Genomic DNA, 24,074 nt, shown 5'->3' on the forward strand with positions numbered 1-24,074 from the left:
CATCATGATCGTGACCTGTCCGGTATGCGGACCTCGCGAAGACACGGAGTTCAGCTACGCAGGCGAACTCGCATCCGACGAGCATCAGGAACATTGGCGGCACACCTTCGGTTGCACACTGTCACTCGCCGTACGACGAGACCTTGTGGATGACCGGTTGTTAGACGTGAAGATACTCTGATGAAGCGGTTACCGAATGGCGGGCGGATCGATCGTTCGCAAGTATTGAAATTTCGATGGAAGAACCAGCCCCTGACCGGCTACCGCGGCGACACGATTGCCTCTGCACTGCTCGCCTCCGGAGTCGCGGTGACCGGGCACAGCTTGCATCGAAAACGCCCCCGGGGCACCGTCTCCCATGGTTGGGACGAGCCTAATAGCTTGGTCAGTATCCGCGGCACATGCGCCCGTTCGTTGGCTTGGGCGACCACCACCGAACTCGTCGACGGAATGGACGTTTCACCATGGTCCGGTCGGACGGATCTCAGCTCTCCTGACGCACGGAAATACATAGTGCGCCAGCGTCATACCGATCTACTCGTGGTGGGCGGTGGCGAGGCCGGTCGAGTGGCGGCAACAGCGGCGGTAACAGCCGGGAGATCGGTGCTGCTCATCGATGACGACTTCCGCGACCAAACCCTTGACCGGGCGCTCGCAGCCGACTATCTGCACCGAACCCGTGCAGTTTTCACCGAGGCCGACGGATTGGTTGCTGCGCTGGATTGCGGCGGAGACGTCAATACTCTGTGGCGAATTCGAGCGGCCGAAGTGCTCACTGCGACTGGCGCTACCGAGCGGCCCCTTATCTTCCCTGGCAATGATCTTCCGGCAGTCATGCTTGCTCGGTCAGTCGCCGTTTACCTGCACCGTTATGCGGTTCTGCCCGGAGACCGCGTCGTCATCGCAACCGCCGACGCCACCGGGGCCGATCTCGCGCGCGATCTCGCTGCTGCCGGCGCTCACGTCACTCTAATGCTCGGTCCCGGGCTGACTTCTCAAGACAGCCTGGAGTCTTCCGGAATCAACCAGCTTCCAGGACGCCTGGTGGAAGCTCGCGGAGTTGACCGAGTGAGTTCAGCTGTCGTCAGGGGCTATTCCGGTCTGGAGCAAACGCTCGAATGTAATCTCATCGCGGTCAGCGGCGGGTCCGACGCTCGCGACCACTTGCAGATACGCCCCGACGGTAAAACCAAACTACAACTTGGGAAGTCAATTCCACCAGTGCGTTGCCTACACCGGCAACATGCATGCACTTGTTTCGTCGACCAACATCGGGATGTGACCACTGCAGACCTAAACGTCGGTGTGGCTGTCGGGTTACGGTCCATCCAACATATGAAGCGATTCACTACGCTTGGGACCGGCGCCGACCAAGGGAGACTCGCTGCCGTCCCAGCCGCTCAGGTTTTGTCGGAACTTTTGGATGAGACTCCGGAGGAAGTGGGTACCTCCGGTCGTCGACCTCCGTCATCGCCGGTACCCCTTGGCGCCCTGGCAGGCGCCCGGTCGAAGGCGACTTCACGTCCCGTGCGCCGGGGACCACTCTTGGACGAATGGCGAGCGCTCGGGTGGAAGCTTCAGGTTGAGGGCTCCTGGATGGTCGGTGCCCGTGGCGGTGATCCAACCGGCGTTCCACCTAACGCCTGGATCACCGAACTCACCGGCCTAGAAACGTGCATCGTGCGCGGACGCTATACCCACGAGTTATTCGATGGCCTGACCGGATTACTCATCGATAATCGATTAAGTTTGGGGATTGGCCAGCACGACGCAGTCGAGGCTCTAGTCGACATCTCAGATATTGACGGCCATCCGGCGGTGATCGGACACACTTTGCAGCAGATGTCTTTGTGCGAGTGGGTAACCGAACGGCTGAGCGACATTGCGCTTCCCTCCCCGTACATCGTCACCGACGTCAGCGATGGGTTCGTTACTTTCTTGCATCATGGCGCTGAGGTGCCGACACACATGATCGAATCAACCTGGTCCAGTGCAATCGACCCGGTAGGTACTCGTCGCATTCTCGTGCGTCGCTCCCGTGCAGTTGCGCTTTGGCAATATCTCCTCAAAGCAGGCTGCACGCCGCTGGGTTACGACGAGTATCGAGCTGTGCGGGCTCGGGCAGGGTTGCCGAGTGGAGGACGTGAAATTACCGCCGGCACCGCACCGAGCCTGCGAAACCAGCTCCAACTCAAGGCTTTTGACACCTGCACTGGTCCGGTCGCGGGTGCACTGGTATTGGACAGTAAAGATCATATCGTCGGACATGTTACGTCGGTAGCACACGGCAACTCAGCCCTCGCATGGGTGGGCATGGCCAGCTTTGATGCGGGCGTCCACCTCCGTGACACCGTCGTGGTCCTACACGATGGCCACCGGTTCGATGCACGACTGGTTACGAAGGAGCAAGGATGCACGAGCTGATTGCTGCGATCAACCAGGAGCGCCTAATTGAAGTCGTGGTTTGGCCGAACCAGCCGAGGCCACCTTTTGCTGACGGCCCATCCAGCGTGGGATCCGTGTTTGCCGACAGCGAGATGCTTGCCGTTCGTATCGACTCTGGGCGTTGGCTTGTCCAGACCACTACTACCGCAGAATACGATGGTCTTGACGTCACCGACGTTTGGATTCGCCTCGTTGTCCCTGCAGAGGTGGCCGACGAGGCTTGGGCCTCCGCGTGTGCGCTGGACCGACAGATCGTTGAACGCGACAGGCGTGCGGTATTCACCCGCTTTGCACGAATACGGGCGCTCGTGCTTCCGGCAAGCGTCCTCCGATCCACTGGTGGGACAGAAACCGGGTTTCAAGTCTGGCTCTCGGCGTCGTATGGCGAGCATGTGTTGCGATGGTTAGAAGAAGACCTCGGAGCCTTGGAAACACCAGTCCCGTCCGCGTAGCTCGCAACGGCGCGTCCAAGACACGAATGCGCCCGCCCGCCGCATCTAAGCTGACGGTGGGCGGGCGCATTTACGCGCGAATCCTAGAAGGCAGTGTTGCCGGGAACGCGACCGCGGAACACCATAGCCTCGCGAACGCGGTCCTGGGCGGCAGAGCGGGCCACCTCATGTGTCGTGCGACCCTGTACGTATGACGCTTCGAGGGTTTCAGTGGCGCAGGCCCGCAACTTCTTCGAGATGTTCTCGAAGACCGCGGCAGGTTCGGGCCGCATTCCGGAATGGCGGAAATCCATTGCGACTGCGGCGGCAACCACACCACCGGCATTGGCAATGAAGTCCGGAACTACAGTCACTCCGCGTTCGAATAATACCGATTGCGCTTGGGGGCTGCTCGGCAGGTTCGCACCTTCAACGACGATCGTGGCCGGCAAGGTCCGGGCAAGATCGGCATCGATGACGTCCTGCAACGCCGCTGGGATGAGGACATCCGCGGCTATCGACAGTTCCTCGCTTGCAGCGAGTGGCTTGGCATCCGAATAATGGCTGACCAGGCTGTCCCCGTACTGCCTGCGCAGATCGAGCAGGCTGGACACGTCCAGTCCATCAGGATTGTGGAGGCCGCCTTGCGACGTGGACACAGCCACAACGGTGGCTCCGAGTTCGGCAAACCGCTTGGCAGTGGCGGCCCCGACGGCCCCGAAGCCCTGAATCGATACGCTCAGGGAACTAGTGGTTAGCCCAATAGCCTGTGCGGCGGCGTCAGCCGCCTCTGCGACCCCGTAACCGGTGACACCGAGCTCGTCGTAGGGCAACCCGCCAAGAGCGTGGGGTGTGCCTACTGAGCCTCCGCGTCCGCCGACTTCGTCGAGCAGAATCGCTGCGTCCTTCTCGGTTAGGCCGACATCGAGCCCAAAGACATACTCTTCGGGTACCTCGTTGCGTAGCGCCCTGACAAAGGCGCGTAGCACCGCTTCTTTCGAGCGGGCGTGAGGGTCGGCCCAAATTCCTGCCTTGGCTCCGCCGTAGAACAGGTCGACTCCGGCCCACTTCCAAGTCATGTTACGGGCCAGTCGTGCAACCTCGCCGACGCTGACTGTCGATGACATACGGGTGCCGCCCTTGCCCATTCCCCTGGCAGTGTTGTCGATGACCAACACTCCACGCATACCGGTGCGAGCGTCCGAGACGCACACGATCTTTTCCGGTCCCCATTCGTCAATCAGTTCGAACATCTTAGCGCTCCTTATGATTCGAAGAGGAAGTTCAGGCGAAGCTGACGCCCTGAGCTAAGGGCAATTCGCGGGAATAGTTGATGGTATTGGTCGCGCGGCGCATGTAAGAGCGCCATGCGTCCGAGCCGGACTCGCGGCCGCCACCGGTGGTCTTCTCGCCGCCGAAAGCGCCGCCGACCTCGGCACCGGAGGTGCCGATGTTGACGTTGACGATGCCGCAGTCCGAGCCGTCAGCAGCAATGAACTGCTCGGCCTCACGCTGATCGGTCGTAAAGATCGACGACGAAAGCCCTTGGGGCACGTCGTTATGTAGGGCAATCGCCTCCTCGAGAGTGTTGTACGTCAGCACATAGAGGATAGGAGCGAAGGTCTCGTCCTTGACGATTTCGGATTGGGTCGGCATCCGCACAATGGCCGGCTCGACATAGTACGAATCATTGCTGCTCGGGCGACGTTTGCCGCCGACAAGGATCTCACCACCTTGCTCAACTGCCTTCTCAAGGGCCGCAATCATATTGGCGTAGGACTTACCGTCGATGAGCGGGCCCACGAGTGTGCCCTCAGCGAATGGGTCCCCGATCAGGAGGCGGCTGTAGACCTGAGAGATGCGGTCAACGAGTTCATCGACGATGTCCTGGTGAACAATGATGCGGCGCATAGAGGTACAGCGCTGGCCGGCGGTGCCGGCAGCGGAGAAGACGATACCGCGAGTGGCGAGGTCCAAGTCCGCGGACGGGGTCACGACTGCCGCGTTGTTACCACCTAACTCGAGGATGGCGCGGCCGAAACGGGCGGCGACGCGAGGTGCGATCTGCTCACCCATGCGCTCGGAGCCGGTAGCACTGATTAGCGGCACCTTAGGACTGTCGATCAGCGCCTGGGTATCGGCCGCACTGGCTGAGACTGTGACGTTCAGGTTGGCCGGGGCACCGGATTCGGCAGCTGCACGATCGAAAAGCGCCGAGCAGGCGGCGGCGGTCAGGGTGGCGAGCTGCGCAGGTTTCCAGATCACCGCGTCGCCGCAAACGATTGCCAGAGCTAGATTCCAGGACCATACGGCGGCCGGAAAATTGAAGGCGGAGACGACGCCGACCACACCAAGCGGATGCCACGTTTCCATGAGTCGATGGCCGGGACGTTCTGAAGGCATGGTCCTGCCGTCGAGCTGCCGAGACAGGCCGACCGCGAAATCACATATGTCGATCATTTCCTGGACCTCGCCGAGGGCCTCGGACGCGATCTTGCCGACTTCGATGCTAATGAGATTGGCGACGTCTTCCTTATGTTCGGTCAGGAGTTCACCGAGCCGCTTGATGAGGGCTCCTCGGACCGGGCCGGGGACGGTGCGCCACTGCAGGAAGGCCTCGTGAGCGGCCTCGATGGCTGCCTCGACACCGACGGAGTCGGCGGCCGGGTAGTCGAAGAGGTCCTCCCCGGTGACTGGGGTCCGTGCGGTGACGGCGTTCTTCATCGGAGTGTCGAGGACCATCAGGTCGACACCACAGCGCTGCAGACTGGTCCGGCTGAGCGTGCGCAGATCTTCGGTGGTGGGCAAGACGATGGTGCCAGTGACAGCGGTGCTCATTTATTTGACTCCTTGGTAGCGATAGATGACGGTTGTTCGATGGGACCGCGGATCCCCAATTGACGAGCAACATGGGTGAGGGATTCACGCCGGATGCCGTCATAAAGCTCGTACGGATCGTGCAACGTACGATTCAGGACTCCTTCCATCCAGGCTGCGTCGATTGCGATGGTGGACTGGGTGGTGTCCTTGTGCCCGTCAGAGGTCAGATTGGACTGAAAAATCCCAGCAGCGGATTTCGGGAGAAAGTCTTCGTAGACAATCGGTTCCGGACGAATCCACCGCTGAGCGATCAAGTCCCGCAGCGACGCTGTGGGAACATCTCCGTCCCGTTGTTTCGCGGTGTCAATCTGATAGGTGAAGTAGGCGAGATCGTGCGAGGCCAGGTCCTGTTCGGTGGCAGGCACCTGCTGACTCCACAAATTTGCGGCGATCTCGGTGCGCTCGGTGGCCGAGATCGGGGTCGTCGTTGCCAATTCTGCGGCAGCGCACTCAATCTCGACCGTCAGCCGGTCGTAGATTTCGCGGCCACGGACGGTGGCGGCGATTCCCCGGGATTCGACCTCACCGAAACGAACCCGGAGCGTATCTTGGGCGATGCTTCCGTCGACTTCCCGAAACATTCGAGGCTCGGCAAGCGCACGGAAGGAGGTCTGGCGGAGCAGCAGGTCCGGACCCGCCCAACGGGGGGGACCTTGGATGGTATCTATCATCTCGATTTCGCGCCCCTTCATGCGACGGTAGAGAGCATCGATGTCGAGCACGCGTGGGGTCAGGTGATTGATGTGAGTGCTGGTAACGCCCCCGATGTCAGCGGCCACTGAGGAGACCTGCTCAAGTTCGCGGTACCACGCCCGGTCCACTGCCTCGGTCGATAGCTCGAACGCCGTCGTTGCCAGGGACAGGAACATCTCGGCATCTCCGGCGTCCAAGCCCTGATATTCGGTCGCACGGTCGGCGAGCACGAGCAGCTCAGTGCTGAAGAGCCGGCGTGTAGCGAGGAAATTCTGCAGTCTGCGCTGGAGGTCCTCATTGAAGAAGCGACGGTCCGACGGAACGAGCATCGAGGTGAATACCCTGAACGGGTTGCGCGTCAGTTCGTCCGGATCGGTGGGCCGGAAGGCAGTGGAGACGACCGGAATCGAGGTTGCGGCAGTCTCGCGTAGGTCGTAGAACCCGACCGGGTACATGCCCATGGCGGCGAAGATGCGAGCGACCTGCGACATCTCCTCAGGAGTCCCGACGCGGATAGCGCCGTGGCGTTCGGCGGTGACGCGGGCACTGGAGCCAAGCCGTTCGGCATCGGCGCCAAGTTCGGATAGCACGGTGTCGTTGACGGCCTGAGACTCCATCAGAAGGGTGGTATAGGCGGGAACTTCCCGCCCATATAGATATGAGAGGCGGCGAGCGAACTCAGCTCGCAGTTCCCACTGCTGGGTAATCGGCATGACGTAGGGCTCCAGAGTCGAGTGGCGAGACGGTGGGCACGAGGCCGATCCAACGCATCTGGTGGGTTGCACCGCATCTTGATGTTCGCCCACTTGAATCGATAGCACCAGCGACGAAGATTCACCTCTACCATTTAGACTTTCTATATGAATATGAGTCTGGCGCATTTAGTGACTCTGCGGGAGCTATCGCGACGTGGAACTATGCTCGCTGTGGCCGAATACCTCGGTTATACGGCAGGTGCCGTGTCACAACAGATCGCTGCCTTAGAGAAGAACGTCGGCGCCCAGCTCATCACAAAGATGGGTCGCAATGTAGCGCTCACCGATTCGGGCACCGTGCTGGCCGAACATGCCGAACGGATTCTCGCCGCCGAACTCTCCGCACTCGATGCCTTACGCGCAGTTAAAGAAGAAGTTGCTGCTCCCCTGCTTGTGGGCACCTTCGGTAGCACCGCGGCCACATTGTTACCCCCAGTAGTGGCCGCAGCACAACGCAGGTATCCGCATCTAAAATTGAGCAGTCGGGAACTCGAACTTGACGAGGTGGTCACAGCGGTTCAACGCCGACAGGTCGACGTAGCTTTCGGGCTGGACTATCCAAGCAACCCGATGCAACGGAGTTCCGACATCGAGATGATCACCCTGCGGACCGAACGATTCGACCTTGCGGTGTCCGCCGGCGCATATGGCATCCGCACTGAATTCACGATCGACCTACGCGACGCCGCAGACTGGAACTGGATCATGCCTCCGCCTGACAGCCAATTCGGGCGTGCAGTACGCACCGCATGCCGACAAGTGGGGTTCGAGCCAGTCGTGCGGCATGAAAGTTTCGATACCGCAGTGTCCCTCGCGCTGGCAGGTAAGGGACTAGGCGCCACGTTCGTCACAGACATGATGGTCAGCCTTAATTCCTCGGTGCCGATCGTACGAGTCGGCCTGACCCAGAACATCACCCGGCGCATCGTGCTAATCAGGCTCTCCAATTCCGATGCTCGACCCACCGTCCGCGCGATCACGGAGATCGTGCGCGCGGTCGTAGACCCCACTGGGCCTGACACCACCATTCCGTGAGCGTCGGAGCAGTGGCGGTCGTGGTGTAACTACCACCCGCCCGCATCGAGCCGGGAGGCCAGTAGTTGCGCCAAGTGCTCACCTGAACGATCAGTCAGGTCCGACAGCTGAGTACGGCATGAGTAACCGTCAGCGAGAATAACGGTGTTCGCGTCCGCCGCCGTAACAGCTGGGATTAGTTGTTGCTCGGCGACGGCCACAGATACCTCGTAGTGCCCCTTTTCGACCCCAAAGTTGCCAGCTAGACCGCAACACCCGCCAAGACGCTGCACGCTCGCTCCAGCCTTTTCGAGCAGTTGCGCGTCTGGACTCCATCCCATCACGGAATGGTGGTGACAATGAGGCTGTGCGATAATGGCCTGCCCTTTTAGAGAGGGTGGTTCCCAGCCTCGGTCGGTAAGCAACTCAGCCAGGGTGTGGGTGTTCTCCGCGATCGGCTCTGCGGCCTGACGACCGAGCAGTTCGGCGGCGTCGGAACGCAGCACCCCGGTACAGGAGGGTTCCATCCCGACGATCGGAATACCGGCGCCGACGTACTCGGATAAGGCATCGACGGTGCGGCTGAGTATCTTCTTCGCTGCCGTCAGCTGACCTGTAGAGATCCAGGTCAGTCCACAACACTGTTGCTTATCGAGCAACTGCGGCCGGTATCCTGCGGCTTCTAGCACCCGAACCGTCGCATGCCCCACCTCGGGAGTGAAGTAGTTGGTGAACGAATCTACAAAGAGCAGCACCGGTTCGCCGGTGGTGACACGGTCATGTTCGGTGGCCTTAAACCATGATCGGAAGGTCTGCACGGCGAAAGGAGGGATAGCGCGACGCTCGTCGACCCCTGCCGACGATAGTGCGAGCGGGCCGATACCGGGGATTCGCATGGTGGCGTTGACTATTCGTGGAGTAAGGCTGGCGACCTTTGCCCAGCGCGGCAACCACCCTAGCGAGTAGTGCGAGGCGGGGCGAATACGTCCCTTGTAACTTTGGTGCAGCACTTCGGATTTTAATGCAGCCATGTCGACGCCGGTAGGGCAATCCGTGGAGCACCCCTTGCAGGACAGGCAAAGGTCGAGGGCCTCGTGCACCTCTGGCGAGCGCCACCCGCCAGTGACAACTGTGCCGTTGATCATCTCCTGCAACACCCGGGCACGGCCACGAGTGGAGTCCTTCTCCTCCCGAGTCGCCTGGTACGAAGGGCACATCACGCCACCGGTAGCGGTGTTGTCCGCGCGACACTTGCCGACGCCTGTGCATCGGTGCACCGCCTGGGTAAAGTTCCCGCCATCGTCGTGATAGGCCAGCGCTAGATTGCGGCGCAGGACTGGAGCAGCTGAAACCCGCAGATCGGCGTCTACTGGACGCGGGTCCACCACGATGCCGGGATTAAGGATGTTGTCCGGGTCAAAGGTGTTCTTCACGGCAGCAAAAAGATTGATCGCCTCCGGCGAGTACATGAGTGGCAAGAGCTCGCTGCGGGCACGGCCGTCACCATGTTCTCCAGATAGCGAGCCCCCGTAACCGGCGACCAGTGTGCTGGCAGCGACCAGAAACTTCCGGAAGACCCCAGTCCCCCCCGGGCCGGCCAACGGCCAGTCGATCCGGACGTGCATGCATCCGTCACCGAAATGTCCGTACGGTAGGCCTGTGACATTATATTCGGTCATCAAGGCGTCAAAGTCGCGCAGGTAGTTTCCCAACATGGCGGGGGGGACTGCTGCGTCCTCCCAACCTGCGTACGCCGGCAGACCGGCGGGGCTGCGTCCGGCAAGTCCGGCTCCATCGGCGCGGATCTGCCACAGCTCTAAGGCGCGCGCCGCGTCGGTGACTACGAGACTATCCACCGACGCGCACGCATCGCCTACCTGCTCGGCCATCGCGATCGTCTCGTCGAGGTTGTCGCCGACCACCTCGACGAATAACCATGCCCCCCCGGAAGGCAACGGTGGCACCGCGTCCGATCCGCGGCGGTTGCGCACAACATCGACGATGCGAGAGTCGATGCCCTCACAGGCGGTGGGCTTAAACTTCAGGACCAGCGGAGCGGCATCCCCCGCAGCGGCGATGTCGGAGTAGCCCAGCACCACCAACACCCGATGCGGAGGTTCGGTAACGAGCCGCACTGTGGCCTGGGTCGCTACAGCAAGTGTGCCCTCGCTGCCGACCAACAGGCGAGCCACATCGAATCCGTTCTCCGGCAGCAGGTGCTCCAGTGCATACCCCGAGACCTGGCGGCCGAATCGGCCGAACTCAGTGCGAATCGTCGCCAACCCGCCCCGTGTGACATCCTTCAACCCGGACAGCACCGCCGAGGAAGCTCCCGTGGCAGCGCCGGTCTCGGCCGAACTCAATTCCAGAAATTCTCCAGTACCCGTCAGCACCTGTAAGCCCATAACGTTGTCCGAGGTGCGTCCGTATCCGAGCGTCCGCGATCCGCAGGCGTTATTGCCGATCATCCCGCCGATCGTGCAGCGTGTGAACGTCGATGGGTCTGGGCCGAACCGCAATCCGTGCGAGGCGGCAGCCTGCTGCAACATAACCTGGACCGTACCCGGCTCCACGGTTGCGGTTTTTCCGTCGGCGTCCAACGAGATCACTTTGTTCATGTGCCGGCTGAAATCGAGCACAAGGCCGGTGCCGACCGCGTTACCGGCCACCGAGGTACCGCCCCCACGGGAGGTCAGCGGTACACCCTCGCGACGACAAACGTCGAGCGCTGCGGCGACCTCCTCGGCGCCTCGGGGCCGGGCCACAGCCATCGGCCGCACCCGGTACAGCGATGCGTCAGACGAGTATGCAGCTCGTGAGGTGTCGTCAACGAGTACATCACGCAGGCCTGAACGACGCAGCTCGGCAGCAAAAGCATCAACGGGGATCATCCGTAGCATGCTACAACTTCGTAGCATGCTACGGAAGGTTTTTCGTTGTTACAGTGAACCCTGTGACCGATGCAAAGCTCGATTTGGAACTTCTTCCTCCGTCGACAGTCCGACGCATGGAGCAAGTGATCGCGGCGGTACGAGCCGCGATCGACGACGGCCGCATGAAGCCGGGTCTGAAGTACTCTGTCTACCAACTCGCCGAAGCGCTCGGCATCTCACGCACACCGGTAAGAGAGGCACTTCTCCGCCTTGAGGAGGCCGGACTCATCAAGTTCGAAGCACGCCAAGGCTTCCGCATCGTGTTACCACAACCCAAAGAGATCGCTGAAATCTTCGCAGTCAGGTTAGCCCTTGAGCTCCCCGCTGTGAGGAGGGCAGCTGGCACGACAGACCCCTCTTTCAGACGGGCGTTAATCATGAATCGTCAGCTGATGCAATCCGCCGCAATAGAGGGCAATAAATCCGTGTTCGCCCAGCACGATTTCCAGCTACACGACCTAATTCTCGAGGCTGCGGACAACGGCTGCTCACGCGCAATCGTCACCTCCCTCCGTGAGACGATCAGACTTCTGGGCGCGTCAACCGCTGGCAAGACCAGATCCCTGACTGAGATCGAAAACGAACACGCCCCGATTATCGCCGCCATCCTCGCCGGCGACTCCAACAGCGCCGAAGCAGCAATGCGCGATCACCTGGTTCGAACAGGAAAACTCCTTATTGCACAAGTTCTTCAGAATGAGGACACTAATATTACTGTCGAGGACATCTGGTCCTCTGCCATCTCCTTCGAAAATTAGCCGCCACGTCAGCGAGAGGCGCTGCGACATGGGCCGTTGCGTGGCCAGGGCAAACTGACGGCCTTTACAATAGTTTAAGGCCGACGTGTGACCAGTGAACTTTCGATCGATTTGCGCGAGCGGGATCAACACGTGCATAGACTTTTGCGTCAATATTCACGAAAAAGATTGTTCATCTCCACGGCTTAAGACTTTCCCGAGAGAGCCCGAACTTTCGGCACCATGAACGCCGCTGGGCCGAGACGCTTGATAGGCAAATTAACGACGAGAGTGCCTGGCGATATCAGCAGACCAACAGATCGATGCGTCCTCCGGCAAAGCGATCGATAGGTACGCGGGCGAAGATGGCAACGGCGCAGCCCGTACCTAGTTAATTGCGCGAGGGCCCTACGAGCGGAACGCCCTCTCTATTGCCTCCGGCTGCAGGGCCGGTCCCGGAGAGCAGCAGGTCAACCAGAGCATCCACATCCGCCTCACCCATAGAACGCCGGAGTGTCAGGGGTGCGAGGAACATCGGCGCCAACAGTGAATTTACAATCGTCGATGGACTGCACTCGGCGCGGACTTCTCCACGGTCGATGGCACGTCGGACGAATTCGCGCCAGGTATTCATCGAGGGTTCCCACTGCGTGATGACCAAAGCATTGAAAACTTGGTTCTGGCCGCCGGCCATGATCGAGGAAATCGCGATTTCTATTGGATCCGAAGCGAACTCGGCGAGTTTGTGCGCGAGGGTCCGTAAGTCCCGCTCCCATGAACCGGTATCGATCACCGTCGGCGCTTTGCGCACGTGCGTCGAGAGTGCTTCGACAAGAAGGTCGTCCCGGCTCGGCCACCAGCGGTAGACGGTGCGTCGACCCACCCCTGCTCGAGCAGCGACGTCGACCATGGTGAAGTTGAACTGCCCCTCGGCGAGGAACGCTAGTGTCGCCTCGCCGACAGCGCGGCGAACCTGCTCACTGCGCCCTCCGGATCGGGTGCGCACCCGATCGGCTGCTGCGTCCACGCGAACTTACCTCTCATCAACCACTGACACCTGCATATCCGGCCGAAATGCACACTACAGCGCCTCGAGTCTCTTACTCCGCGTCTGATCTGTGAGACGTTACACAAACGTAACGACACACTATGTGTCGTTAAGGGTGGAACTGTGGCACGCTCTCCCGAGAACAAGCAACACCGACGAGGAGAAACGAACACGTGGACAAAAACAACTTTGACGTCGCCGTAGTGGGCGCCGGCCCGATCGGGTCTGCCACCACACGGCACCTCGCCGAACAGGGCGTCGACGTGGCCGTCATCGGCCCCGCCGAACCCACCACTTTCGCAGACCACCAGGGCACGTGGGCCGGGCACTACGACGAGGGGCGCCTGGCCCACGTACTCGAGGTGCCACTGATGACCTCGATGCTCACCATGCGCTCGATCCGGCGCTTCGACGCGCTGCGCGAGAGCACCGGAATCGAGTTCACCACCCCCACTCATTCAGTTACTGTCCTGCCCACCGATCTCGGCGACGGCACAGCGTCCACGTGGTTCAACCGTGAATTATTGGCCGCGAACGCGCGTGATCTCGGGGTGAAGGTCCACGAACTCGACGAGGAAGGTCTGCGCGCAACCTACCCAGGCCTTTCCTTCGAACCCGGACACGTCGCCCTCGTGCAGCCGGATGCTTTCGTCCTCAACCCGCGAGCACTCGTCCGAGCGGAACTCGCCGCCGCTGCGAAGTCCGGCGCACGGCTGATTCGCGATGAAATCGTGAACACGGAAACGATTGCCGGTGGTGTCCGACTCACCGGGCGATCGGGCGAAACCTGGACGGCCAGGCAGGTTGTGCTCGCTACGGGTGCTGCAAGTAACGCCACAGGGCTGCTCCCCAGGCCGTTGTCGATGTCCACTTTCGGCGCCACTGTCGTACTCGCGGAGGTCGAGGATCCGGAGTCGTTGGACATGCCGACGATGATGTTCCTGAAATACCGGGACGGAAATTCGCTCTTCGGTGGGATAGTGATGCAGCCGCGCCCCTACCCGGACGGAAAGTGGTACCTCAAACTCGCCGGGGGTAGTTTGCTGAATTGCCCGCTCGACACCACCGAGCAGATCGCTGAATGGGTGCGCACCGGTGGTAATCAGTCCGATATCGCCGAGGCAGCGGACGTGTTGAGTGATCTCCTGCCTGGGCGGAAGTTTCCGCGGTACCTCACACGACCTGGCCTGGTGTCGGCGACACTTACTGATCGTCCCTACATCGATCGGGTGGACGAGCGTACCGTGATCGCCGTCGAAGGCGAACGCGGCGCGATGTCCGCGGACGAGATCGGCCGCCTCGCCGCGATGCTTTCCCAGGGACCGTGGAACGACACCATCCCGCACGAGGTGTTCCATGCGCATTGGGACGAATCCGGTTCTGTTGCAGAGAAATCAGTCGAGTCAACGGCGACAGTACGGTGAACGCCTTCACACAGGTCATCCCCCCAGGAATGACGGCCTACTACTACCAGTGGCACATCGCACCGGCTGTCGTCGTCGACAACTTGGTGATGTGCTCGGGGGTGCTCGGCACCGATGCAAGCGGGAAAGTGCCCGAGGATCTCGACGGCCAGTTCGCCGCCGCGTTCGAAAATCTTCGCCATGTCCTGCGCGCCGCAGGCGCTGACTTGTCGGATGTGGTGGACATGATCACCTTCCACTGCGACCTCGAGGCAGACCTCGCGGCTTTCACCGCGGTCCGTGATCGCTATCTGAGCGAACCGTGGCCGGCGTGGACTGCGATCGGAGTCGCACAGATCGGGGCAGGACTGCCTGGAGCCCGGGTCGAGATGAAGGCCACAGCCCGGCTTCCGGCACGCGAAACCGGACATATCCGAGATTCTCGCTAGCTTCCCCAGCCAGGGGCGGCGTCGCGGCAAACGACGCCGCCTCGAAGCGTCCTAGGACGCTTCGCATCGGGTTCGACCATGTACGGTCACCAGCTTTGCAGATCCAGATATCAATCGACCAACCTCTACGAAAGGTGTTCGAAACACATGGAACTCGACTCCTCCGGCGCTGTACCCGACGCTGCCCCCGCCAATTCTACCGGCACTTCCGAACGCTGGACTCCCCGGTTGTGGATGTCGTTCATCTCGATGGTGCTGCTACTGGAACTGCTGGCGAGCAGCTACATGATGCTCTCCGTCGCACTGCCGAGCATCGGAAAAGAGTTCGCGACGAATCAGGGGGTATGGCTCTTCACAACGTTCCTCCTCGTGGCAACAGCCTCGTCGCCGCTCATCGGCAAGCTCGCCGACACGCACGGTAAGCGCAAAATCATGCTCTGGTGTATCAGCTTGTCCGCGGTCGGCTCAACCGTCGCCGCACTCGCCCCGAACTTCGGAATCCTCCTGGCGGGCTGGTCACTGGCCGGTCTGCTCAGCCCCTGCCTCTTCCTGGTGTACTCACTCATTCGTGATGTGTATCCACCCGAAACCGTACCGATGGCCGTGAGCATTTCGACAACTGGCATGGGACTGGTGGCGATACCCGCACCGATCGTTGCCGGGCTACTCATGACGGCCGGCGGCTGGCGCAGCATCTTCTGGTTCTGCGCAATTGCCCTGGCCGCAATCACCGTCATCATCCGATACACCACCGACGAGTCGCCGGTACGTCTGCAATCGCGGATGGATCCCGTCGGCGCCGTCTTGCTGGCCGGAGGCCTCGGCACGGTTCTTCTCGCGATGAGCATGGGCTCGACCTGGGGCTGGACTTCACCCGCCACCGTTGTATCCCTCGCCGGCGGAGCAGTGCTGCTGCTCGCGTGGTACATCTCCGCGCGGGTATTCCAAGATCCGGTCATCGACCTCGCGGTGCTGCGCGAGCCGACCGTACTCGCGACCACGGTCAGCTCCGGCCTGGCATGGGCCCTCATCGCCGCATTCAGCGTGCTCGTGCCCATGATGGCAATGCAGACGAGTGACCTAGGCCTCGGCTACGGACTCGGATTGGGCTACCTCGGCTACGCCCTGATCCAGGTGCCGATTGGCCTCGCCACCCTCATCGGCGGTATCCTGGTCGGCCGACTCGTCGTCCGGCGCGTCTCCGCACGCACCCTGATGATCGCGGGCGGCACCATAGCTGGTGCTGGCTGCCTGCTCATGGCGCTATATCACGGCTCCTTGCCCGCAGTCGCCTTGTTCGGCGCAATCGTCGGCCTCGGTGCGGGCATGGGCTTTGCCGCCACACCGAATCTTCTCATCGCGGCCGTGCCTCCACAGATTCAGGCGACGGCGGGTGCTATCGCGTCGACCTCGGGGAACTTGTTGCCTGCTGTCGTGCCTGTACTGATCTTCAGCGTCCTCAACGGATGGTTCATGGGACCACAGGCGGATGGCGAAACCCTGTACACCAACACCGGCATCATGGTCGCTTTCGCTATGTGCGGTCTCGTCGGACTGGCCAGCGCACTCGTCGCCTTCGCGCTTCCTCGGCGCAACACCAGCTCAGAGCCTGGACTTGCCGTCGCAGTCTCCACTACGCCGCCGTTCCACTGAGTTGGTCGATCACCGAGACCTGACGGTAGCGTCGCGACTGGCAAGGCTCTTCGCAGCAGCCGTCACGAAGGAAACAGTGCCCAATCAGGAACAAATAGCGAACCGTCAGCACCGGGTAAGCAGATCCGGTCAACCCGACTGACACCACCGATGACGCCAACAGATCCAGCGCGATGCACAGCCTCATCGGCCGGGGACGGTCATCGAATGCGAAACCGAAAGCCGCGCAACACCATCCATCTTTCGGGTTGATTCGCATCGTACTCACAGCCCGGAGAGAAAACGGACAATGTTTGCTGATCCCTTGTATTGATCGCACTGATCAATACAAGGGTCAAAACTATGAACCCGCGTTATTCGGAAGCTTCCGTAGTCCAGATTCGCGGTGGGCGAATCGTAGCAGTCGGCCCGGCTGAACTAGCCGCTTCCTCTGCCGACCACACGGTTGATCTAGGTGGGCGCTGGCTGTTACCCGGATTCACCGACACCCACAACCACCTCTCGATATAGGTGTTCGTCAAGATCGGCGGAAAACGGCGGTACCTGTGGCGGGCGGTCGATCAGGACGGCAATGTCCTTGAAGTTCTGGTCCAGTCCCGGCGCAATGCGAAGGCGGCGAAACGCTTCTTTGGCAACTCGAACGGGCAATGAAGCTTTTTCGCTCACCGGGTACAGCGCAACGGTTCCTGGCGGTGTTCAGCGCGATTTCGCCGCACTTCGGCCCGGCGACACAAGCTCACCGCGAGCGATTACCGCTCATAAATGACCGGCCGATTCGCCTGCTGGAACGACGTTACCGGCACACCATCTGTAGCCTGAACCGGTTTCTCGCCAACAGAATTCGCCTCAACTTGACCTAGTGCTGTTGATTCCCAGTTGCATTCAGTTAAGTTGACGCCGCTCAAGCACTTGAATAAGGCGGCGCTCCACTCATCATCCACACTGTTTGTCTACATAAGCCGCATTTGGAGACACACCTAGTGAGTGTCGCCTCCAATAATCCCCCGCCCGCGGGCCTGTGCAACTGCTGCCGTCCGCGATCGCACGCCCAGCTTTCCGAACGCATTCGTCAGATGCGTCTTTACTGTGCCCTCGCTGAGAAACATTCGACGAGCGATCTCCCGGTTCGAGTGGCCGACGGCGACGGCCTCCAACACCTCCACTTCGCGCTGGGTGAGTGCCGCGCTGGGATCCCGCAGCTGCGCCATCAGTTTCGAGGCAACCGCGGGTGACAATGCGCTTTCACCTCCTGCTGCTGCGACGATCGCTGTGTAGAGTTCGGCCGCGGCAGTGCCCTTGAGGAGGTAACCACTGGCACCGGCCTCAATCGCGCGCAGAATCTCGGCGTCGGTGTCGTAGTTCGTCACCACCAGGACCCGCGGAGCGTTCGGTAGGGATCGGATCTGGCTGGTTGCCTCCACACCGCTCAGCCCGGTCCCGAACCGCAGGTCCATGAGGACGAGATCGATCGCCCTCTCGCTGCACAGTGCGACAGCTTCTTCGCCTGTGGCGGCTTCGGCGACAATCAAGACTTCGTCCGAGTACCGTTCGAGCAGTGCCCGTAGCCCGGCGCGCACGATCACATGGTCGTCCGCGAGTACCAGCCGAATCATTGCTGCTCCTCCTGCTGATGCGCGAGCGGAAACGTCACCGACATCGCGGTGTGGCCGGGCTCGGATTCGATGGTCCACTGGCCGCTGAGCTGCTCGACACGGGCCTGCATGGCCTTGAGACCGAAGTTGTGTGTAGAGGAATCGTCGAGGATCGCAACGTCGAATCCGTGCCCGTCGTCGACCACATCCAGGTGTACGGCGTCAGGACCATAGGTGAGGGTGACTACGGCGCGGTGGGCATCAGCATGGCGCATGACGTTCGCGACCGCCCCTTGTCCAAGTCGCACCAGAGCCGATTCCACCGGCATCGGCAAGGACACAGCCGGCCCCTCGACAAGAAGACGTATGTCGCAAGTCCCGGCTGCGGCTCGCTCACATACCCTGCTCAACGCGTCGACGAGCGAGCTTCCCGCCAAGTCGGCGGGCGAGAGTGCCGCGATCAGGCGACGTGTATCGGCCAACCCTGCCGATGCAGTCCGTCGGGCCATCACGATCTTGCCCTCAGCACCCGGCGGTAGGATTTCGGCCTCGGCTGCGTGCAGCAGCATCTCGATGCTGCTCAGCCCCTGCGCGACGGTGTCGTGAATCTCTCTGGCCAACCGTTCCCGTTCGGCAAGTTCGCCCGCAGCTCGTTCGGTCTTCGCCAGCTCCGAGCGGGTGTGATGCAAGTCCTCGATCAGTTGTTGTCGTCGCTCCGTTTCGTGAAACAGCACCCGGAAACCCAGGCCGATAACGACACCGACAACAGCCCCTAGCAACGATCCGACCAGCGCGCCACCCCACTGACCCCGAGTAAGGACACCGATCAACGCGTTGACGAGGGTGATCGCCGCGACCGCTGAGACCGCAGGGATCAGTGGCACTTCAGTCATGAAGAGCAGGATGAGCCCGAACGACACATAGGCCGCGTCGGCGCCAAGGAGCGCCATGGCAACCCACACCGCACACAGCGACCCCAGCCAAGCGAACCGCGCTACCGGAGCACGAAGTGAGCCGGCGCCCACGATGTAAACGACGAGGAATGCCGCCGTCAACGCACCGATCCATCCTGCGGATGCCTCGGAGAGCAGTACCGCCCGCAGCAACACGATCAACGCCAGAACCACTACGAGAACGTGCAGTCCCAGACGAAGGCGTGCGATTCGCGCGAACGAGAACTCCTCAACCATCACGACACACGGTAGCTGTAGTGCCGATCGGGGGTCATGACTGTGGTCTGAGGAGTGTGTTCCTCACACCTGCTGCGGGACGTTCGGGTTGCTGCGATCAGTCGGATCGAACAGGTCGACGGGCCGAAACGGCGGCGATCGTCCGGATTGCTCCTGCTCTGAGGAAAGGCCGAGGTAACTCGCTGACAGCGCGTCACAGGGGAGACATCGTCGGCGCGCGCTTCGTCACCATCTGCGGGGCGGACGGCCACAGGGCCTTCTCTCCGAGTAGTCGCATGATCGCAGGAACGAGCAGCGGCCGGACTACGAAGGTGTCGAGCAGGATTCCGATTGCCATCGCCAATCCGAACTGGAAGAGTTCGCGGATCGGTTGGGTGGTCAGCACAGCGAAGGTCGCTGCCAGGATGAGTCCCGCGGACGAGATCACTCCGCCAGATCGGATGAGCGCTATTCGTAACGCCGCTCGTGGTGGATGCGTCGACAGTTCCTGCCGGTAGCGGCTCATAAGGAAGATGGTGTAGTCGACGCCCAGCGCAACCAGGAACACGAAGATGTAGATCGCTACCCGGTTTCCGATTCCGGCGTCGCCGAGCACCGTGACGGTGATGAAGGTCGTGAGTCCCAGTGTCGCGGTGAACGACAACACCAAGGTCCCGATCAGGTAGAGAGGTGCGAGTACGGACCGCAGCAACAGCGCCAGTACAGCGGCGACGATCACGAGGACCAGTGCCGCAACAACCCAGTTGTCACGATCGAGGCCTGACCGAATATCGGCGGCGTGAGCACTTTCGCCACCGACGAGGACCTGCGCGTTGGCGATCCCGGCGCTGTCAGCGGCGGACTGCGCCGCGGACGCGAGAGTGCCGACGCGATCCAGTGCCTCTGGGCTGTACGGGTTGTCGGTGAAGACGACTTGGAATGCTGCTGTTGTCCCGTCCGCGCTGACCGTGGGACGCTCCCCCAACCGGGCTACCCCGGCCGTATCCGACAGCTCGCGGGTGATCCGGTTCCAGTCGGGCGATGGCGTCCCGGGTGGTGTGGTGACGTAGACGGTCGAGGGTGCGATCTCCCCGGGTCCGAAGGCATCGGCGATCATGTTCTGGCCGGACTCGGATTGGGTCTCGACGCGGAATCCACTGATGAAGTCGTAGCTTTCGCGGTAGCCCGCCAGGCCCGCGGTCATCACGAGAAGGCCGAGGAGTGTGGAGACCAGCACTGCTTTCGGGGATCGGTCGACCAGATCCGCGATCCGTTCCCAGACCTTGCCACCGGCGCGGCTTGACGCGGCCTGGGTTGTGGAGGGCCAGAACAGTTTTCCTCCGAAAAGCAACATCAATGCAGGAGTGAAGGTGAAGGCGACCAGTCCCATCGAGGCGACACCCAGCGCGAGATACGGGCCGAACCCACGCAATGCGGGAGAGACCGCTGCCAGCAGAGCCAGCATGGCCAGGACGATCGTCGAAACACTCGACAAGATCGATTCGGACACTCCCCGCAGCGCCCGCATCATCGCGGCGGAGCGATCCTGTTCCTCCGCGAGGGCTTCACGGTAGCGGGCGGTGACGATCAGTGCGTAGTCGGTGCCGACACCGAACAGCAGTACGGTCATGATCGAAGCGGTCTGCGAACTGATGTCGAACCATCCTGCGTCGGCCATCATCGCGCCTACCGTTTCGGCGAGCCGCATCGCGACGCCCACACCGGCCAGCGCGACAACCACGAGGACCGGCGACCGATAGATCACCAGGAGGATGATCGCGACCAGAAGGATCGTTCCGAGGAGCAGGATCTTGTCGCCGCTGCTGAACACCTTCACGGTGTCGGTGGCGATTCCTGCCGGACCGGTGACGGCCACATCAGCAGGTCCGGCGGCCTCGCTGACCAGATCGCGCAGCTCACCGACCGTGTCCTGGAACGATTCGTCGGTCGGGTCGCCTGTGAGCGAGACGACAATCATCTCACTGTCACCGTCGGTGGTGCGCAGATTGTCGCCGCCAGGGTTGTCGGCGGTGATCACCGAGGCGATCGAGGAATTCTCGACTCTTGCGCCGTTGATGGTCGTGACAATCCGGTTCACTGCCGCCGAGGTCTCAGACCTGTCGGCGCCGTTCACGACGACGATTGCGGGAGTTCCCTCACTTCGAGGGAACTCGCGGGCGGCGAGTTCGGCGGCTTGCACCGATTGCGATGACGGGGGCGGATCGTTTGCTCCCGCATTGTTTTCGACATCTTCCAAGGCGGGCGCAAAACTTGCGAGGGCACCCACCAGGATGATCCACAGCAGCACGACGATGCCGGCCCGACGTCGGGACCCGAAGAGAGTGTTCATGAAGCGTGATTTCATATCGTGGCGTCCAATCCCGACTGGAATGCGTTCATCGCACCGATGTCGGATAGCGGGATGAGAAATCGGAGTAGCGGTCCGCCCCTGGGACGAAGCGCCCGGTGCGGGCAGCCCACACCTCGAATGCGATCGTGGCGAACGGCGGCAGAGAAGAAACCAACGCCAACAGTAGGGTCCGCAGGCGCCATCCGAGCCTGACGTACATCGCGATCGAGAGCACAACGAATGTCACGAACACTGCCCCGTGCAGGGAACCGAAGATGCGGACGCCGACCTCGGTGCTCTTCGCGATCCACTTCAAGTACATACCGACCAGCAGCCCGAGCCAGGTCACCGCTTCCAGCGTCGCAACGATACGGAATGCCCGCACCAGGATGCGGGCATCCGAGTTCTTTTCTGGACGTGACTCCCTGTCGTTCATGCGATTTCCTCCGCATTCTTTGGTGCGCTTACGTTTTCGGAGGCACTGGTGCGTCCCGGCTCGCTTGCGACTGCGGTGCGAAGTGCGAGGAAGAAGACGACGAAGGCGACGGTCAGTAAGACATGACCGATACCGGCAATTCCCGAGATGGCGGCCGACGCGTCCTTGTCGAAGACCTGCATGGTCCCGTGGACGAGCTGCATCGCGACAGTGAGGAGCAGGCCGGCGTGGAAGGTGACGGTGAACCACCGGTAGAGGGGGCTCGTCGAAAGCACGAACAGGCGCTCGAAGATCGCGACGATCAGCAGGAACAGCACCCCGAGGACCAGAAGGTGGGTGTGCACGATGGACAGTTGAGTCGGACCGTCGAAGTCCTGGGCTTTGGTCAGCTCCCGGTAGTACAGGCCCGACGCAAGACCCGCGACGGCGTACCCGAACGCGGAATTGACAAGTATCTTCACACCTTTCATCCCACAGGAATTTTGGCCCCGGCACATCGGAAGAACGGTGAACTTCGTCTACGACTTTGGATAGAGACAGCGCGTCGCTGCAAGGGGTGAGCCAACTTGCCCGGCGAGGCCCAGCGACCGACAAAACGACCCGACCGTCACGCTGAACGGTAGTGCTATAGACGGGGCTGCCTGTAAGTGTTGATAGCGGCTTGCCTGGGCCGGCTGACAGGATCGGTATCGTCGCCGCAACATATGTGACTCAAGGACTGCTTTGCCTCTCGGAGTGCACTGGGTGGGGGATTGTCCATCGATTGCGGCGGCGACGCCAGGCTCTGACTTAGTTTCGGTGGCTTGATGAGAAGCCTGCACAACCCCGTCGCAGCAGGGTGCGGCATCACCCCGCAGACTCCGCTTCGCTCCTCCATTCACTCGATCACTAGCCGGCAGAGACCGATCTCGTGCTGTCACGGTCCTGAAAAACCAGCGAGAAATCCGAATACGTTGGTTGACGCCAGTGTGGCACTGACCAATTCGAGGAGTGTCTGCCAGCAATGTCAGGCGAGGCAGTCCCTGGGGAGTTTCGGTTGTCTCCGAGACAGTGGTTGGATCGGCAGAATTCAGCTAAGTCCCGCGTAGGAGTGCAAGCCGGAGACGACCATGTTGATGATGAAGAGATTGAGCAGCATCGCAACGAAACCGGCGATGTTGATCCAGGCGGCCTTCGTCTCGCGCCACCCGGACGTTGCCCTCGCGTGCAGGTAGGCCGCGTAGATCACCCAGGCGATGAAGGACATCGTCTCCTTCGGATCCCAACCCCAGAAGCGTCCCCACGCAGCTTCCGCCCAGATGGCACCGAGGATTACGCCTGCGCCGAACAGCGGAAACGCGATGATCGTGCTCTTGTATGCCAAGCGGTCGAGCGTCTGGGCGTCCGGCAGTCGCTCTGCGATCCGGCCGCCGATGCTCGTGCCTTCGTCACCGGGTGGGAACTTCAGTCGCAGCAGGAACAGGAGGCTGGCGATACCGCCGATGATGAAGATGCCGGAGCCGACGCTGACGATCGTCACGTGAATCGGAAGCCAGTACGAGCGCAGCGCCGGAACCACGGGAGCCGCGTCGGCGTAAAGAATCGTGCCGGCGAGGAAGATCAGAATCAGAACGGGAACAAGCAGGAAGACCCACATCGGACGGGACGCCGGCTTGATCAACAGGACGTGCCCGACCAGCAACGACGCCGCACACGCCATCGCCACGAATTCGTACATGTTGCCGAGCGGGAATCGTTCGGTCGCAAACCCACGGAGAACGATCGACGCGATGATCAGTACCGTTCCGACGACCAGGACAGCTCGGCCCATTCCGCCGAATCGCTCCGACAGCGACTTGCTCGGAGTCTCCTCGACCCTGCCAGGCACGGACGCGTCGACACCGCCGGCGGAGACCAGTTCCTTGTCCTGAACCGCCTTGGCTCTGGCCGACGCGTACTGCACGATGAGCAGTACAAATGCCAGCACGAGCACGGTGAAGGCGGACTTGAAGGCCCAGTCGCTGTACTGCGCGAGTGTCTCGTTGGTTGTCATCATACGTTCTCCTGCGTGTGCGGTTCAGTCACCGCGGGTGGTCGGATTGCTATC

At 61.5% G+C, this 24,074-nt stretch carries 18 protein-coding genes and 3 pseudogenes; 10 read left to right on the plus strand and 11 right to left on the minus strand.

Going from position 1 to position 24,074, the window contains the following annotated elements:
* Positions 1 to 4 precede the first annotated feature (4 nt).
* The 4 genes and pseudogenes from RG2_RS31640 (at position 5) to RG2_RS29585 (ending at position 2,897) form a co-directional block, all read left to right on the plus strand.
* Positions 5 to 181, plus strand: a complete 177-nt coding sequence (locus RG2_RS31640; protein WP_116538827.1) for a sarcosine oxidase subunit delta — start codon at positions 5 to 7, stop codon at positions 179 to 181.
* A pseudogene (locus tag RG2_RS32795) lies at positions 181 to 450 on the plus strand (2Fe-2S iron-sulfur cluster-binding protein); the annotation flags it as partial. The gene RG2_RS31640 and the pseudogene RG2_RS32795, both read left to right, overlap by 1 nt.
* Before the next feature lie 819 nt (positions 451 to 1,269).
* Positions 1,270 to 2,424: pseudogene (locus tag RG2_RS32520) on the plus strand (hypothetical protein); the annotation flags it as partial.
* A complete protein-coding gene (locus RG2_RS29585) occupies positions 2,412 to 2,897 on the plus strand; it encodes a hypothetical protein (RefSeq protein ID WP_033237180.1) in 486 nt (161 codons plus the stop codon). The pseudogene RG2_RS32520 and the gene RG2_RS29585, both read left to right, overlap by 13 nt.
* 83 nt (positions 2,898 to 2,980) lie before the next feature.
* On the opposite strand, the gene RG2_RS29590 is transcribed toward RG2_RS29585, so the two are convergent.
* The 3 genes from RG2_RS29590 to hglS are packed head-to-tail and all read right to left on the minus strand — an operon-like array spanning position 2,981 to position 7,162.
* Positions 2,981 to 4,129 carry a Glu/Leu/Phe/Val family dehydrogenase gene (locus RG2_RS29590; RefSeq protein WP_033237181.1) on the minus strand — a complete coding sequence of 383 codons (1,149 nt, stop codon included), beginning with the start codon at positions 4,127 to 4,129 and terminating at the stop codon, positions 2,981 to 2,983.
* 31 nt (positions 4,130 to 4,160) lie between these two features.
* Positions 4,161 to 5,714: an L-piperidine-6-carboxylate dehydrogenase gene (gene amaB, locus RG2_RS29595; RefSeq protein WP_033237182.1), complete on the minus strand. Its 1,554-nt coding sequence runs from the start codon at positions 5,712 to 5,714 to the stop codon at positions 4,161 to 4,163.
* Positions 5,711 to 7,162 (minus strand): 2-oxoadipate dioxygenase/decarboxylase, encoded by a 1,452-nt coding sequence (hglS, locus tag RG2_RS29600; protein WP_033237183.1) that lies wholly within the window; start codon positions 7,160 to 7,162, stop codon positions 5,711 to 5,713. The genes amaB and hglS overlap by 4 nt, the downstream gene beginning before the upstream one ends.
* A 204-nt stretch (positions 7,163 to 7,366) precedes the next feature.
* Here hglS and RG2_RS29605 point away from each other — a divergent pair, with 204 nt between their 5' ends.
* Complete coding sequence (locus tag RG2_RS29605) at positions 7,367 to 8,239, plus strand: LysR substrate-binding domain-containing protein (protein ID WP_230590464.1); 873 nt, start codon at positions 7,367 to 7,369, stop codon at positions 8,237 to 8,239.
* Positions 8,240 to 8,268: 29 nt separating this feature from the next.
* Here RG2_RS29605 and RG2_RS29610 read toward each other — a convergent pair whose 3' ends face one another.
* Positions 8,269 to 11,118, minus strand: a complete 2,850-nt coding sequence (locus tag RG2_RS29610; RefSeq protein ID WP_080711896.1) for an FAD-binding and (Fe-S)-binding domain-containing protein — start codon at positions 11,116 to 11,118, stop codon at positions 8,269 to 8,271.
* A gap of 53 nt (positions 11,119 to 11,171) precedes the next feature.
* Between RG2_RS29610 and RG2_RS29615 the strand changes: the two genes are divergently transcribed.
* On the plus strand, positions 11,172 to 11,909 hold the full coding sequence (locus tag RG2_RS29615; protein ID WP_033237186.1) for a GntR family transcriptional regulator: 738 nt from the start codon (positions 11,172 to 11,174) through the stop codon (positions 11,907 to 11,909).
* A 370-nt stretch (positions 11,910 to 12,279) separates the two neighbouring features.
* On the opposite strand, the gene RG2_RS29620 is transcribed toward RG2_RS29615, so the two are convergent.
* Entirely contained in the window at positions 12,280 to 12,915 is a 636-nt protein-coding gene (locus tag RG2_RS29620; RefSeq protein ID WP_033237187.1) for a TetR/AcrR family transcriptional regulator, read from the minus strand.
* A gap of 194 nt (positions 12,916 to 13,109) precedes the next feature.
* Between RG2_RS29620 and RG2_RS29625 the strand changes: the two genes are divergently transcribed.
* From RG2_RS29625 to RG2_RS32830, 4 genes and pseudogenes are all read left to right on the plus strand, one after another.
* Positions 13,110 to 14,360 (plus strand): FAD-dependent oxidoreductase, encoded by a 1,251-nt coding sequence (locus RG2_RS29625; protein WP_051730810.1) that lies wholly within the window; start codon positions 13,110 to 13,112, stop codon positions 14,358 to 14,360.
* A complete protein-coding gene (locus RG2_RS29630; RefSeq protein WP_207787561.1) occupies positions 14,357 to 14,788 on the plus strand; it encodes a RidA family protein in 432 nt (143 codons plus the stop codon). Before RG2_RS29625 ends, RG2_RS29630 begins: the two co-directional genes overlap by 4 nt.
* Positions 14,789 to 14,935: 147 nt before the next feature.
* Complete coding sequence (locus tag RG2_RS29635; RefSeq protein ID WP_051730811.1) at positions 14,936 to 16,441, plus strand: MFS transporter; 1,506 nt, start codon at positions 14,936 to 14,938, stop codon at positions 16,439 to 16,441.
* 537 nt (positions 16,442 to 16,978) lie between these two features.
* Positions 16,979 to 17,203 (plus strand): annotated as a pseudogene (locus RG2_RS32830) (DDE-type integrase/transposase/recombinase); the annotation flags it as partial.
* Positions 17,204 to 17,418: 215 nt separating this feature from the next.
* Here RG2_RS32830 and RG2_RS29650 read toward each other — a convergent pair.
* From RG2_RS29650 to ccsB, 6 genes are all read right to left on the minus strand, one after another.
* Positions 17,419 to 18,054, minus strand: coding sequence for a response regulator (locus RG2_RS29650; RefSeq protein WP_033237190.1), 636 nt, complete (start codon positions 18,052 to 18,054; stop codon positions 17,419 to 17,421).
* A complete protein-coding gene (locus RG2_RS29655) occupies positions 18,051 to 19,223 on the minus strand; it encodes a sensor histidine kinase (protein WP_033237191.1) in 1,173 nt (390 codons plus the stop codon). The genes RG2_RS29650 and RG2_RS29655 overlap by 4 nt, the downstream gene beginning before the upstream one ends.
* A 193-nt stretch (positions 19,224 to 19,416) precedes the next feature.
* Positions 19,417 to 21,552 carry an MMPL family transporter gene (locus tag RG2_RS29660; protein ID WP_230590466.1) on the minus strand — a complete coding sequence of 712 codons (2,136 nt, stop codon included), beginning with the start codon at positions 21,550 to 21,552 and terminating at the stop codon, positions 19,417 to 19,419.
* 46 nt (positions 21,553 to 21,598) lie between these two features.
* On the minus strand, positions 21,599 to 21,988 hold the full coding sequence (locus tag RG2_RS29665; RefSeq protein WP_051730812.1) for a DUF3817 domain-containing protein: 390 nt from the start codon (positions 21,986 to 21,988) through the stop codon (positions 21,599 to 21,601).
* Positions 21,985 to 22,458, minus strand: coding sequence for a DUF2871 domain-containing protein (locus RG2_RS29670; protein ID WP_080711897.1), 474 nt, complete (start codon positions 22,456 to 22,458; stop codon positions 21,985 to 21,987). The genes RG2_RS29665 and RG2_RS29670 overlap by 4 nt, the downstream gene beginning before the upstream one ends.
* 599 nt (positions 22,459 to 23,057) lie before the next feature.
* On the minus strand, positions 23,058 to 24,020 hold the full coding sequence (gene ccsB, locus RG2_RS29675; protein ID WP_072782825.1) for a c-type cytochrome biogenesis protein CcsB: 963 nt from the start codon (positions 24,018 to 24,020) through the stop codon (positions 23,058 to 23,060).
* Between the last annotated feature and the right edge of the window lie 54 nt (positions 24,021 to 24,074).

Origin of the sequence: Rhodococcus globerulus NBRC 14531, from assembly GCF_001894805.1 — a bacterium.
In the GTDB taxonomy this organism is placed as follows: Bacteria; Actinomycetota; Actinomycetes; order Mycobacteriales; family Mycobacteriaceae; genus Rhodococcus_F; species Rhodococcus_F globerula.